Source organism: Pseudidiomarina aquimaris, from assembly GCF_003987395.1.
GTDB classification, from domain to species: domain Bacteria; phylum Pseudomonadota; class Gammaproteobacteria; order Enterobacterales; family Alteromonadaceae; genus Pseudidiomarina; species Pseudidiomarina aquimaris.
This window is the reverse complement of the sequence record NZ_PIPT01000010.1, coordinates 37,715-50,598: the sequence shown is the minus strand read 5'-3', so window position 1 is coordinate 50,598 and position 12,884 is coordinate 37,715. Positions and strand designations below refer to the sequence as shown.

At 50.1% G+C, this 12,884-nt stretch carries 13 protein-coding genes and 1 other RNA gene; 5 read left to right on the top strand and 9 right to left on the bottom strand.

All coding sequences use genetic code 11. From position 1 onward, the window contains the following. Position 1 precedes the first annotated feature (1 nt). Together CWE21_RS12070 and CWE21_RS12065 are read right to left on the bottom strand one after the other, a co-directional pair. The gene (locus tag CWE21_RS12070; protein WP_126834698.1) at positions 2–1,372 is read right to left on the bottom strand and encodes a MotA/TolQ/ExbB proton channel family protein; all 1,371 of its coding nucleotides are present in this window, start codon (positions 1,370–1,372) and stop codon (positions 2–4) included. Next, the gene (locus tag CWE21_RS12065) at positions 1,369–2,151 is read right to left on the bottom strand and encodes a DUF3450 domain-containing protein (protein ID WP_126834697.1); all 783 of its coding nucleotides are present in this window, start codon (positions 2,149–2,151) and stop codon (positions 1,369–1,371) included. The genes CWE21_RS12070 and CWE21_RS12065 overlap by 4 nt, the downstream gene beginning before the upstream one ends. Positions 2,152–2,534: 383 nt before the next feature. Between CWE21_RS12065 and priC the strand changes: the two genes are divergently transcribed. Next, positions 2,535–2,822, top strand: coding sequence for a primosomal replication protein PriC (priC, locus tag CWE21_RS12060; protein WP_126834696.1), 288 nt, complete (start codon positions 2,535–2,537; stop codon positions 2,820–2,822). Here priC and CWE21_RS12055 read toward each other — a convergent pair. From CWE21_RS12055 to CWE21_RS12040, 4 genes are all read right to left on the bottom strand, one after another. Further along, positions 2,787–3,902 (bottom strand): tryptophan 2,3-dioxygenase family protein, encoded by a 1,116-nt coding sequence (locus CWE21_RS12055; RefSeq protein WP_126834695.1) that lies wholly within the window; start codon positions 3,900–3,902, stop codon positions 2,787–2,789. The two genes, priC and CWE21_RS12055, sit on opposite strands and share 36 nt — an antisense overlap. 181 nt (positions 3,903–4,083) lie before the next feature. Further along, an RNA gene (gene ffs / locus CWE21_RS12050) (signal recognition particle sRNA small type) lies at positions 4,084–4,180 on the bottom strand. 93 nt (positions 4,181–4,273) lie between these two features. Continuing rightward, positions 4,274–5,020, bottom strand: coding sequence for an enoyl-CoA hydratase (locus tag CWE21_RS12045; RefSeq protein WP_126834694.1), 747 nt, complete (start codon positions 5,018–5,020; stop codon positions 4,274–4,276). Next, complete coding sequence (locus tag CWE21_RS12040; protein ID WP_126834693.1) at positions 5,013–6,104, bottom strand: ketoacyl-ACP synthase III; 1,092 nt, start codon at positions 6,102–6,104, stop codon at positions 5,013–5,015. The genes CWE21_RS12045 and CWE21_RS12040 overlap by 8 nt, the downstream gene beginning before the upstream one ends. A gap of 73 nt (positions 6,105–6,177) precedes the next feature. On the opposite strand from CWE21_RS12040, the gene CWE21_RS12035 reads away from it, so the two are divergent. The 4 genes from CWE21_RS12035 to CWE21_RS12020 are packed head-to-tail and all read left to right on the top strand — an operon-like array spanning position 6,178 to position 10,189. After that, positions 6,178–7,332, top strand: a complete 1,155-nt coding sequence (locus CWE21_RS12035; protein ID WP_126834692.1) for a methyltransferase — start codon at positions 6,178–6,180, stop codon at positions 7,330–7,332. 22 nt (positions 7,333–7,354) lie between these two features. Continuing rightward, on the top strand, positions 7,355–7,948 hold the full coding sequence (locus CWE21_RS12030; protein WP_126834691.1) for a peptidylprolyl isomerase: 594 nt from the start codon (positions 7,355–7,357) through the stop codon (positions 7,946–7,948). Beyond that, on the top strand, positions 7,945–9,294 hold the full coding sequence (locus tag CWE21_RS12025; protein WP_126834690.1) for an AmpG family muropeptide MFS transporter: 1,350 nt from the start codon (positions 7,945–7,947) through the stop codon (positions 9,292–9,294). Before CWE21_RS12030 ends, CWE21_RS12025 begins: the two co-directional genes overlap by 4 nt. After that, the gene (locus tag CWE21_RS12020; RefSeq protein ID WP_126834689.1) at positions 9,284–10,189 is read left to right on the top strand and encodes a ketopantoate reductase family protein; all 906 of its coding nucleotides are present in this window, start codon (positions 9,284–9,286) and stop codon (positions 10,187–10,189) included. Before CWE21_RS12025 ends, CWE21_RS12020 begins: the two co-directional genes overlap by 11 nt. Here CWE21_RS12020 and ribBA read toward each other — a convergent pair. From ribBA to nrdR, 3 genes are read right to left on the bottom strand one after another with little or no spacing between them, the layout of a single operon-like run. After that, positions 10,129–11,247: a bifunctional 3,4-dihydroxy-2-butanone-4-phosphate synthase/GTP cyclohydrolase II gene (gene ribBA, locus CWE21_RS12015; protein ID WP_126834688.1), complete on the bottom strand. Its 1,119-nt coding sequence runs from the start codon at positions 11,245–11,247 to the stop codon at positions 10,129–10,131. The two genes, CWE21_RS12020 and ribBA, sit on opposite strands and share 61 nt — an antisense overlap. Beyond that, positions 11,244–12,392 carry a bifunctional diaminohydroxyphosphoribosylaminopyrimidine deaminase/5-amino-6-(5-phosphoribosylamino)uracil reductase RibD gene (gene ribD / locus CWE21_RS12010; RefSeq protein WP_126834687.1) on the bottom strand — a complete coding sequence of 383 codons (1,149 nt, stop codon included), beginning with the start codon at positions 12,390–12,392 and terminating at the stop codon, positions 11,244–11,246. Before ribD ends, ribBA begins: the two co-directional genes overlap by 4 nt. A 14-nt stretch (positions 12,393–12,406) precedes the next feature. Beyond that, positions 12,407–12,856, bottom strand: a complete 450-nt coding sequence (gene nrdR / locus CWE21_RS12005; RefSeq protein ID WP_126770866.1) for a transcriptional regulator NrdR — start codon at positions 12,854–12,856, stop codon at positions 12,407–12,409. Positions 12,857–12,884 lie beyond the last annotated feature (28 nt).

Here is a 12,884-nt window from a genome sequence, read left to right as displayed (position 1 = left end):
ATTACTCCTTCTCCGCGTGCGCGGCTACAATACCGGCAGCTTGTTCGTCCAACGTGTGAACGATCTTCTTAGCACGACCCGCAACAACTGCGTGGATCAGAATTAATGGCAATGCAGCGATAAGACCCATAGCCGTTGTTACCAACGCCATTGAGATGTCGCCTGCCATGATTTTCGGGTCACCCGTACCGTACAAGGTAATTGATTGGAAGGTACCGATCATACCGATTACCGTACCCAATAGACCGAGTAGTGGTGCGATGGCCGCGAAGATCTTGATGATGTTTACACCAGAATCGATACGTGGTGTTTCACGCATGATGGCTTCATCAAGTTTCAACTCTAGGTTCTCAACGTCGTCATTCTTGTTGTCATGGTAGACTTTCAAGATACGACCCAGAGAGTTCTTCTCTGAAGGGTTACCAGTGTTCTTCAACTGAGCACGGATTTTCGCGCCTTCTGAACCCAAGGTAACGATTTTCCAGATAGCAATCAGGATACCGAGGATAAGAACGACAGTGATAACGTAACCTACGGTGCCACCTTGGTGATACTGCTCTTCAAGCGTTGCTTTCTGAGTAGCAAGGTTCAAGATTTGGCCACGTGCAGGGTCAATGTACACACCTTCGTAGCCTGATTCGTTGCTTAAGAACGATTCAGCAGCAGAAAGAATGTAACCTTCAGGCTGTTTACCCAACGGTTGAATTTCTTCAGCTTGGTCGTTGTATACGAAGTATTCGCCGTCAGACAACAGGTTGAATACGCCGATACGCGTTACGTCACGCTGTTCAGTAGAACCGTCTAACAAAGTAACTTCAGTTGGGAAAGTAACAACTTTGCCCGACTCTTTCATTTCGGTTAACCAAGCTAACCAAAGTTCTTCAAGTTCTTTGATAGTAGGTACTTCACGCGCTTCCGCAATGCTTTCCAGTACGTCTTCACGACCTGGATACTGCGAGCTCACGATTGAAGTAGCGATACGACCGATTGTGTCACTCGCTGCACCACGTGCAACACCAACGATCTCACCAAGAGTACCTAGTTGGTTTTGCAATTCGGTTTCTTTGTTTGCAAGTGCAATTTCGTTTTCAGAGAATTGTGTTTGCAAACGCTCACCGCGTGCACGCTCATCGGCAAGTTGTTTCTTTGCACGATTCAACAAAGCTTGTTTGTCGGCACGCTCAGAAGTGAACTCAGCTTCACGCTCAGCATTGATACGCTGAGAAGCTGCACGGTTTTCTTTTACCAACTCAAGCAATTGCTCAAGTGATTTTGCTTCGGAGACTTCTTGCTCTTGCGCATATGCAGAGCTCGCGCCTACCGTTAGAGAGAATGCTGTAGCTACCAGCAAAGATTTCACTAGTTTGTTCATTCTGCACGCTCCGCTGCATAGATTGGCAATTGAAGAAGATCTGGTGCGCTTTGCTTACGCGCCATACGGATGGCTTTCGTTAAAGGCGCAAGGTAGGCGTCGTCAAGGACTTCCCACTGACCTGCGTCTTGGTTGTAAATCCAGCCGTTTTTCAGATCCAGCGATTGCGCCATCAGCGCAGCACGACCAAGGTGGAAGAAGTCAACAGAGATTTCTTCACCTTCGAAGTTCAGCTTACCTTCATAAGCGATCAAGCCTGAACCGTAGTCCATTTCAGCTTGATAAGCTTCGGTAATTTGACGGAACTGCTCAGAGGTCGTTACGTTCGGGTTTTCCATTACATCACGAAGACGTTGAACGCGCTCAAGACGACGGTCACGATGAATTGGAATATCCAACTTAACAAACTGCTCCAAAGCGTCGATCATTTTGTACATCAAAGGAACAACACCTTGCTTGGTGTCTTCGATGCCATCGATCTGGCGCTGTAGAGAAGCCAGTTGCTCGTTCTGACCATCAACCAAACGTTGTACGTGATCGTTGTAGACTTTCAGTTGTTCGTACTGATCTACAATCCCACGGTATTCGTAAAGCAATTCGTTTGATTGCTCGAACAACGAGTTGATTTTTTCTTGTGAACGTACATCAGCTTGATGCGTTTTCGCTTCTTCGCTTTGCAGCGTAGATACAGATTGTGCAGCAGCGATAGAGCCGCCTGCCATTGCGAGCGCACCAACGAGGGCCGCTGCAACTTTGCTTTTATTGATTACTTTGGTCATAGTTCCCAACCAATTTGATTTAACTTTCTGCTGACAACAACTAAGGCCGTCAACTTCCCAGTTATTTGAGTGACGAAAAGAGTTTAATCAACACTTGCAGCTATTGCTCACGATATTGAGAGCAATAATCTGCTCAATACTCCCACGATCTGGCAAAGCCTGTCAACCTGTGAAATGAGATTATTCCTAGCCTAAAGCTGCATAAACATGCAATTACAGGTTATTAACAAAGCTTCATTTTATTTCCGAAATCCTTGAGCTTTAATCCTACAACTTTGACGAAATTGACTAAAAAAAGTTCAGTGCGGTCAATTTGCATTCTTTCTGTTGTTCTAGACTACGCTCTGGGCTACGCTTAGCGCGCAAAGTTACCAAGGTGTCACATGGCAAAAGAACCGACTGTATTCCAAAAGCTTGAACAGCAAATCGAGCAACTTCGGCAACAAATAGAAAGATTAAACGTGAGCGAGGAACAGTTTCAGGACTGGTTCGATGGGCAGCTGTTTAAGACAACCCACAGCGCGCCAGAGCAGTATTGTGATGAGCTGGCATACAATCTACGCCAGCTTGAACGAGGACAAGGTAACGCACAGCAAGAGTGGCTGGCGTTACGTATCGAGCAACAAATGCTGGCACTAAGTCGCGCCGTGACCTTTTTCCAGCGCCGATAAAGACGAAAAGCCTAAAGCCTCCCTTACCCGCTCTGGAAGTATCGGCAATGCACTTTTCGGTAACAGATAGGTCGACATCGCAAAGAAGTCTTTAAATACCCTATTTTGCTCGGTTGTACGACGCAAATAATCGTGCCCGGAACTCCCCCCGGTACCAATCTTCGTACCTAGCATACGCTGCACCATCATTGCGTGTTTATAACGCCAAATCGTCAATTTCTCATCGACTTCAGCGAGTGACGTAATCACCTGCCACGCTAGATTAAACGCTGGTTCTTCGCGGTACTGTGTAATGAATAATGCACTCAACATGGCACGCTGCGACAAACGGACTGCATCGTTTTCTTGCAACACTTTATAACGATCGTTATCAAATAAGGCCGCAAAATTATCACGGTTTGCTTGAATACCTTTGAGCTCGGTAGCAAGTTGATCGTCATCGACCGCATTCTCACGAATGATCGCTTCATCATGGTCCAGTGCCTCATTCACCGCCTTCTGATACATATCCCAAAACTTAAAATCTTTGAATTCAAGAAATGGCATACGTGCCAACCAAGCATCCACGCAATCAAACAAGGTTGGTTGTTGCTCAAGCTCTTCTAGATAGCTGCGATCGTGGTCATTGAGGCGGTTGTAAAACGACTGCTGATCAAAAGCAATACGCGTTTTTCGCGTAAGGCCTAAGCGAATTTCAAGCTCTTTAAATTGAATACTTTGGAATCCCGATGCTGGCACCAAGTAGTCACGAAACTCGAGAAACTCCTGCGGCGTCATGGTCTCAATAACGGCCACTTGATCATTCATCAAATCCTGAATGGTAAGGACTCGGCGCAAACGATGCGCAACCAGATAGAGTGCTTTATCGTCTAGCTGCGGTTTGCTGAAATCGGCATGAATCGCACGCAGCTCGTGCAGTACTTGCTTGAACCACAATTCATAAACTTGATGCACAATGATAAAAAGCATTTCATCGTGTGCTTCGGCGCCGTATTTTGGGCTGTGCGGCTGTTGTGCGGCAAGTAAGGTATCGAGTTTGAGATAGTCGCTGTAATACACAGCATCTTTATTCTTAGGCATGGTTCCCTTCGCTGTTCGCTGTTCGCTGTTCGCTGTTCGATGGTGATTAAAAACGATCTAGTCTTGGCTTTCAACAAACAACGAACAGCAAATAGCAAACAACGCATTTGCTTTTAAGCTTTCAACAAACATCGAATAGCAAATAGCAAACATCGCTCTTCGCTTTTAGGAAGGGTGGCGGCCCTGCCAGCCACACCCCGGCACCCACATCCCTGACTACGGCTGCTCCCTTCCGGGCCTGACCGGGTTCGCCAGTTCGTGTTGCGGGGGGACCAACAGGGCCACCATAACGGCGCGCATTATCCACTATCCTCATGCGCCTCGCAAGTAAAGTGGGTGCGCTTGCTTAGAAAACAACCGTTTTGCGGAAATTATTTCTTTTTGTGCAAACGTTGCGCAATAGCTTCACGTGCTGCATCAGAGTGCAACGCCTTGATAAATACCTTGGCTTCACGCGAGATCCGGTCGGCAACGGCTTCCGTGGGTTGCTTTAACAGGTTTTTGGTTGCCCGTAGCCCGCTTACCGGTTTTTGTGCGAACTGATCCGCTAGCGCCGAGGTTGTTGCGGCCAACTGATCTTGAGCAACGACTTTATTGAGCAAGCCATAGGTAAGCGCTGTGGTCGCATCAATAGTATCGCCTAAAAGTAGCAACTCTGCGGCCCGTAAGTGACCACAAAGTAGCGGCAATAACTGACTTGAAGCGGCTTCAGGGACGAGGCCCAAATGAATAAACGGCAGTGCAAATTGTGCGTTGTCACTGGCGAGTACTAAATCACAATGCAGTAGGATGGTAGTGCCGATGCCGATGGCTACACCCTCAACGCTGGCGATGACTGGAACACTCAGGCGGCTCAGGGTAAACAGGAACTCAAACGGCGGTGAGTTTTCATCAAGCTCGTCCGCAGCTAAAAAGTCATGCAAGTCATTACCCGCAGAAAAATTGCCACCAGCCCCTTGAAACACAACTGCAGCGACACTGCTATCACGCTCGGCACGTTCGAGTGCAGCACTCAAGTCGAGGTACATCTGTTGCGTAAGCGCATTCTTTTTCTCAGGTCGGTTCAAAGTGATCCAAACGATACCATCACGCTGTTCAACTAAAATGTGCTCACTCATGTTCGCGGCGCTCCCAGGCTGCTTTGGTTTTCTGGTGCATAGGTAAAATCAGATCAAGTGCAGTCTGACCATCACTTGGGAGTTGCTCGTCATTCGGTTGCAATGGCGTCACGCGCTGGCCCCATTTAATAATTCCGGCACCACAGGTGAGTCCGCCACCGAAAACTGCTGAAACTATGGTATCACCGGGCTTAACAATCCCCTGCTCCACTGCTTCACAGAACGCAATGGGCAACGTTGCCGAAGAGGTGTTGCCATACTTCTGAATATTGATTACGGTCTTTTCTTCCGGCACTTTACACATCTTCGCTAGATAGTCGATCAGACGCTTATTAGCTTGGTGCGGAATCAACGAGTCGATATCGGCAGTAGTGAGGCCTGTTTCCGCAAACACTTTCTCGACAGCCAAGTTCATGCCTTTCACGGCGCGTTTAAAAATTTCTTGGCCAACGAAATTGAACGGCATAATGCCGTCAAAGCCAAAACGGTCGAAACTCATACCAAATTCAAGTGCGAGAACGTCGCGAGCATCCGCGTCACAGGTCACATGCGAAGCAAGCAAACCACACTCTTCGTCCGACGCTTCCAGTACCATCGCCCCCGCGCCGTCACCAAACAGTACGGCACTTTCGCGTTTGGTCCAATCGAGAATTCGCGTTAAGCGTTCGGCGCCAATAATCAGCACCTTTTTGTGCACACCGGTTTTGATTGCTTGAGTCGCGTAGTGCATACCGTAAAGAAAGCTGCTACAGGCTGCGTTTAAGTCAAAAGCAGCAGCATACTTGGCGCCAAGGTCCCGTTGTACTGCCGACGCGACATTGGGAATAATTTCGTCAGGTGTGCAGGTGCCAACCAAAATTAGATCAAGATCATTGGCATCGAGTCCAGCTGCCGCCAAGGCGTTGCGGCCAGCTACAGTTGCGAGCTTTGACGTACCGACCGCACTCACACGGCGTTCTTCGATACCCGTGCGGGTACGAATCCATTCATCCGAGGTGTCTAAAAAGGTTGCCAAGTCTTCGTTGGTCATAACGGCAGGCGGCAAACATTTACCCCAACCTGTAATTTCTGCGTATTTTTTCACTGTTTAAAACCTATAGTCACTGCACGTTTTTCGCTATCATAGCACGAATGTTAACAAGAGAAATGTCCGACCAATGGCTAATTCAACAACCCCTACCAGTGCCCCGACGTTACTTATGAGCCCAGCTGGGCGCTGGCAGTTACGGCGTTTTCCTCAACGTACCAACGATCCACTGCAAGCGTGGGATGCCGCCGATGAGCTCCTGCACATTGCTATCGCCGAACAGGCAGCTGCGGTTGCGAGTTCCTATCAGCCATTAGTGCTCAATGATCAATGGGGCGCGTTGTTAATGCCCTTTGCGCACTGCCAGGTCACCACCATGAACGATTCGTTTGTGAGCCAACAAGGCCAACTTGCCAATCTAAAGTTAAATCAATTGGACTCTGCATTAAAGCAAATAAGTCCGCTTGCGCCACTTTCAGCAAACATTGACAGTGTGTGGCTCAAGCTGCCCAAGAGTCAAAGTTTATTGGAGTATCAACTAGCCAAGTTAAGCGGTGAGCTTAACCCCGGAACTCCTATCGTTGCGGCGGCCAAGAGCAAGCTTTTTACCCCTGCGGTTCGTGAACTCTTTTCCCGCTATTGCGAAGACGTCGACATTTCGTTAATTCAACGCAAGTGTCGAGTACTGAAGGCTCGTATTCGCCATGTACCGTTCGTGCCTGAGAAATATATGAGCGAATGGCAACTTGCCGAACATGGGCTTACCCTGCAACACCACGTCGGAGTATTCGCACGTAATCAACTTGATATTGGCGCACGTTTACTCCTAGAACATTTGCCCGCAGCGGGCGCGCAAGAAGTTATCGATCTTGGCTGTGGCAATGGCGTACTTGGGCTGGTCTATGCCAAGCGGTCGCCATCGAGCGCTATCACTTGGGTTGATGAGTCCCATTTAGCGGTCGCTTCATGCGCCTCGAACATCGAACTAAATCTTGGCGTTAAAGAGCAATACCAAACGCGTGTGGATGATTGCTTAAGCCAGTTTGCCAGTGCTAGCGTTGACCTCGTCCTGTGTAATCCACCGTTTCACCAAGAACACGCCATTACCGAACATATCGCTCGGCAGATGTTTCGTGATGCCAAACGGGTATTGCGTAAAGGCGGCGAAATGCGACTGGTAGCGAACCGCCATCTACCGTATTATCACCCTTTAAAACGCCTCTTTAAACAAGTCAATCAAGTAGCCAGTAACGCTAAATTCGTGGTCTACAGCTGCTTGAACTAACTCAAAAACAGTAAGGTGAATTATGAAAGCGTTGTTCAGCTCTTTGCTGCTGGTGTTGGCGAGTTTCACATTCAGCACTAGCGCACACGCCGATGTGCAGCCCGACAACCCATTTCCACGCGTTAAACTGGTAACCAGTCATGGCGACATTATTGTTGAGCTTAATCGTCACCGCGCCCCTTTAACCGTTGAGAATTTCCTAAAGTATGTCGATATCGGCAGCTACAACGGCACTATTTTCCATCGCATCGTGCCGGGTTTTGTGGTGCAAGGCGGCGGCTATGACGAAGAGCTCGTGGCGAAAAAAGCCGGCGCGCCCATTCCCAACGAATCAGGCAACGGCTTAAAGAACAAATACGCTAGCATTGCCATGGCCCGCGAAAATGATCCACACACGGCAACACGTCAATTCTTTTTCAATGTTGCCGACAATCCCTCACTCGACCCTGAGGATGGTTGGGGCTACGCGGTATTCGGTACCATTGCTGAGGGCTATGAGGTACTCGATAAACTGGCAGAAGTGAAGTCCATGCCATTTCATGCCGAAACCGGCTGGCGTGACTTCCCTGAAGAGCCACCGATGCTTATCCGCGCTGAAGTATTACCACAACAATGAGTGCTGATAACGCACAACAATCTTGGTACAAGGACTTCCGCGTCTACCTAGAGCCACGCATTTGGGTAATTTTCCTGTTTGGCATCATGAGTGGCTTTCCGTGGGTACTCATCGGTTCAATGTTATCAGCCTGGTTGCAAGAAGCTGGAGTGTCACGCAGCGAAATTGGTCTGTTTGGCATGGTATTCGTCGCCTACTCGGTCAACGCCCTTTGGTCACCGCTGGTGGACCGCGTCAAATTGCCGTTACTGCAAACCTGGCTTGGTCAACGGCGAAGCTGGCTGGCGTTATGCTTGGTAGTGCTGATGGCTGGCACTCTTGGCTTAAGCGGTATCAACCTTGCCGAGCATGCCTTTTGGGTCGCACTCGGCGCGCTCGTCATCGCCATCGCTTCGGCAACCCAAGACATCGCCATCGACGCTTTCCGTATCGAAACCTTTAGCCAAGATGAGAGCCATTTACAATCCGCCGGTGCCGCCATGGCAACTGCCGGCTGGTGGACGGGCTACAGCGGTTTAGGGGCATTGCCATTTTTCTTAGTGGATGGCGCAACCTGGGATTGGCAGGCCGCCTATAAAGTCATGGCGGGTGTGCTTGCGGTGCAACTTATCATTGTTTTAGCGGTACGCGAATCGAAGCGGTACCGTGCCCAACTCAAGCCCTTCACGCGTTGGCAAGATTGGTTCCGCACCACCCTCGTCGATCCGATAGCAGAGTTTTTTAAACGCGCCGGGTGGCGCTTAGCTGTGGCCATCTTGAGTTTCATTTTCTTATTCAAGATTGGCGAAGCGTTTTTGGGTCGCATGAGTATCGTTTTCTACAAAGAAGTAGGCTTTACTAACGACGACATTGCCGTGTATTCGAAAATGGTCACCTGGTGGGTCACCATTGTCTTCGCCATCATCGGTAGTATGGTCAATGTGCGCCTCGGGACCATGCGCGGTCTGTTTATTGGTGGTATCGCAATGGCCGCGAGTAACCTAATGTTTGCATGGATTGCGGTGGTTGGCCCGGACACCAACTTGCTTCTAGCTGCAGTGATCATTGATGGCTTCACCGGTGCTTGGTCAACAGTTGCCTTTGTGGCGTTTATTAGCCTGCTTTGCAACCGTGCTTTTACCGCAACCCAGTATGCCTTGTTGGCGTCGCTTGGCAATCTCGGGCGGACGTTGCTGTCGTCCTACAGTGGCTTTGTCGTCGATTGGCTGAATGGCGATTGGTCACTGTTCTTTATCCTGACTGCCGTCATGGTCACCCCAGGCTTGTTGCTGCTGGTCGTGTTGCGTAAGGCCTTGCACCGTATTCAGGCACCTGCAGCCGACACGGAGATGGCACGTGACAACTAAGCGGCAGTGGTGCGTGGTTGGGCAAGGTGCGCTCGGTAGTCTTATGGCTGTGCACCTTGCCAAACAACAGCAGCGCGTCACCCTAAAGCTGCGCCACGCCGGCTCCTGCGACATTCGCTTTGCTGACCATACGTGGTCATTTGACGCCGTCCAAGAAATTCAGCAGCCAAGCATTATTTTTGCGGCTGTTAAGGCCTACCAGGTCGCTCCACTCCTTGCTGAGTTTCAGGCGCAAGCGGTATTCCACAAATCAACGCTGATATTGAGCTACAACGGCATACTCACTAACGAAGCGGAGTTACTGCGGCCCAACGATTGGCACTGGGTGACCACTCACGGTGCCTACCGCGAGGGAAACGAAGTCATTCATGGTGGCCAAGGGCAAAGCTGGCTAGGCAGTCTGCACGGACAAACGGCGAAGCCCGATTTTTTTGCTGACTTGGAGCAAGCCCTTCCGCCACTCCATTGGCAGGCCGATATCCGCCAGCGCCGCTGGCAAAAACTCGCAATTAATTGCCTGATCAATCCCTACACTGTGATTCATGAATGTTGTAATGGCGAACTCGCACATCTCGTAACACAACAAGAGTGGCAAGATGTTGCGCAAGAAATCACGCGACTTGCGGCGCATCACGGCGTCGAATTAAACCCTGATGATTTACTTCAGCAAGCACAGCAGGTCGTCAAGCAGACCGCTCTCAACCGCTCGTCCATGCTGCAGGATTATCTGCACCAGCGGCCATTAGAAATTGATTATCTAAATGGTTTTGTCGCTGCGGCGAGCACCGCAGCAGGATGGTCAGCGCCCGCTAACGAGCGCTTGTGCGAACAGGTTCAGTCGTTGTCTTCGATAAAGTCGATAACTTCCAAACCGAAGCCCGATAACGCCGAATAACGTTTCGGTGAACTCATCAAGTGCATCTTATGCACACCTAGATCTGCCAAAATTTGCGAGCCAATGCCCACATTGCGTGATGCGTTTGATGCTGCGGCACTTGGCTTTTTCTCACCGCGATCTTCGGCAGCGAAGCTTTGCACTTGCTCAAGAATATCGGCCGTGGTTTGCGTGCGTCCAATCACGACCAACACACCACCATGACTCCCAATGTATTCCATGGCATGACCCAAAGGCCAACTGCGTTGGCTTGCTCGGTCCGTGGAGAACAAATCATTGAAAGTATCCTGCAAGTGCACGCGTACGTTCACTGCTTCATCTTCTTTAATTTCGCCGTTAATAAGTGCGTAGTGAACCTGCTTATCAATGGTATCTTGGAAGGTGATCAGTTCGAATTCACCATAACGCGTCGGCAAACTGCACTGTGCTTTACGTTCGACGGTTTTTTCAGTCATCGAGCGATATTCAATGAGGTCGGCAATCGTACCGATTTTTAAATCGTGCTCCGCAGCGAATTTTTCTAAATCCGGGCGACGGGCCATCGTACCATCTTCATTCAACACTTCGACAATCACCGCCGCCGGTTCAAAGCCCGCTAGGCGGGCCAAGTCACAACCTGCTTCGGTATGGCCTGCACGGTTAAGAACACCGCCCTCTTTCGCTTTCAACGGGAAGATATGGCCTGGCATCACTAAGTCATCAGGTTTTGCGTCTTTGGCAACGGCAGCTTGCACGGTACGCGCGCGATCCGCCGCAGAGATACCGGTGGTCACACCTTCGGCCGCTTCAATCGAAACAGTGAAGTTGGTGGCATAAGGCGCATTATTTTGATTTACCATTAATGGTAAGCGGAGTTGCGCGCAGCGTTCTTCGGTCAAGGTTAAACAAATCAAGCCGCGACCATAACGGGCCATAAAGTTAATCGCTTCAGGCGTGATGCAATCGGCCGCAATAATCAGGTCGCCCTCATTCTCGCGGTCTTCGTCATCCATCAGGATGACCATTTTGCCTTGGCGAATATCTTCAATAATTTCAGCCGCACTATGTAGTTGACTCACGACGTTAATTCTCCTCTGCTTGCTCCGCCGCTGTGTTGCGGACGAGCAATAATTCGTAGATCAGTGTCAAGCATCGTGACACTCTCGAAAACCAGTTCAGGTGCCTGCGCTATCCGTTCAAAAATTGGCAACTGCAATAAGCCGCGACCACTCGCACCAAACAATTTGGGCGCCATATAAATTACGTACTCATCGACTAAATCGGCGGCAACTAAAGCGCCTGCTAATTCAGCACCGCATTCTGTCCAAACTTCGTTAATCTCCAATTCACCGAGCTTGTCGAACAAGCTACGTAACGGCAAACGTTCATTACTTACTGGTAATGCTAATGTCGTAACGTGTGCCGGCCATTGCTGGGCTTCATCAGGTACCTGATAAGCCGCATCGATGACTCGCAACACGGGGCTTTCCAACGCAAAGAAATTGGCGCTCGGCTGCAGTTGTGCGTTTCTATCTAACACTACTCGCAGCGGCTGCTTTTCGGTATTGGGGTGCCTTGCCGTCATTTGCGCTTGGTCCATGATTACGGTCCGTGCACTGGTTAAGATCGCCCCACTTTGCGCACGATAACGGTGCACATCCTGACGAGCTTCGCTCCCAGTAATCCATTGGCTTTGGCCGTTCGCTAAAGCCGTACGTCCATCAAGCGTCATGGCCATTTTTAAACGTAACCAAGGTCGTTGGCGTTCCATCCGTGAGATAAAACCGCGATTCAGCGCGCGCGCTTGGATTTCCATGACACCCACATCGACTTGCATTCCAGCTTCACGCAAACGTGCGATACCCTCGCCGGCGACCAACGGATTGGGATCTTGCATGGCAACCACCACACGTGCAACCTTGGCCTTTACTAGCGCGTCGGCACAGGGCGGCGTGCGGCCATGGTGGCTACAGGGTTCAAGCGTCACATAGGCAGTCGCACCAGCCGCGGCGGCGCCAGCTTCACGCAAGGCATAGACTTCGGCATGCGGCTCGCCTGGGCGTTCGTGCCAGCCCTGCCCAACAATTTCGCCGCTTGCGGCCACGATCACACAACCTACTTGCGGATTGGGCGTAGTGCCAAACGCACCGCGCGCAGCAAGCTCAATCGCCTGCTGCATGAAGTGTTCATCTTGTTGTTTCGTTGGCTTGTTAAGCTGGGCCATGAGTGGCTCCTCGCTTAGTCATTAAGACGGGCGATTTCTTCACCGAATTCGCGAATATCATCAAACGCTCGATAGACCGATGCAAAACGAATATAGGCAACCTTATCCAGCGCTTTTAAATTATCCATGACCAAGCCACCAATGACTTGACTGGTAATTTCTCGTTCACCAGTGGCACGCAGTGCCGACTTCACGTTCTGAATCGCTTGTTCCATGGCCTCGAGGCTCACCGGGCGCTTTTCAAGTGCGCGCAGTAAACCTGCACGCAGCTTGTCTTCATTAAAAGGTTCACGTGAGCCATCGGATTTAATCACCCGCGGCATGATCAGTTCTGCGGTCTCAAAGGTCGTAAAGCGCTCTTTGCAGTCAGTACATTCACGACGGCGACGCACTGACGCGCCATCGGCCACTAATCGCGAATCGATTACTTTCGTATCTTGAGTACCGCAAAACGGACAATGCATAAAATTTCCTTTGGCTATTTAGGTGCGT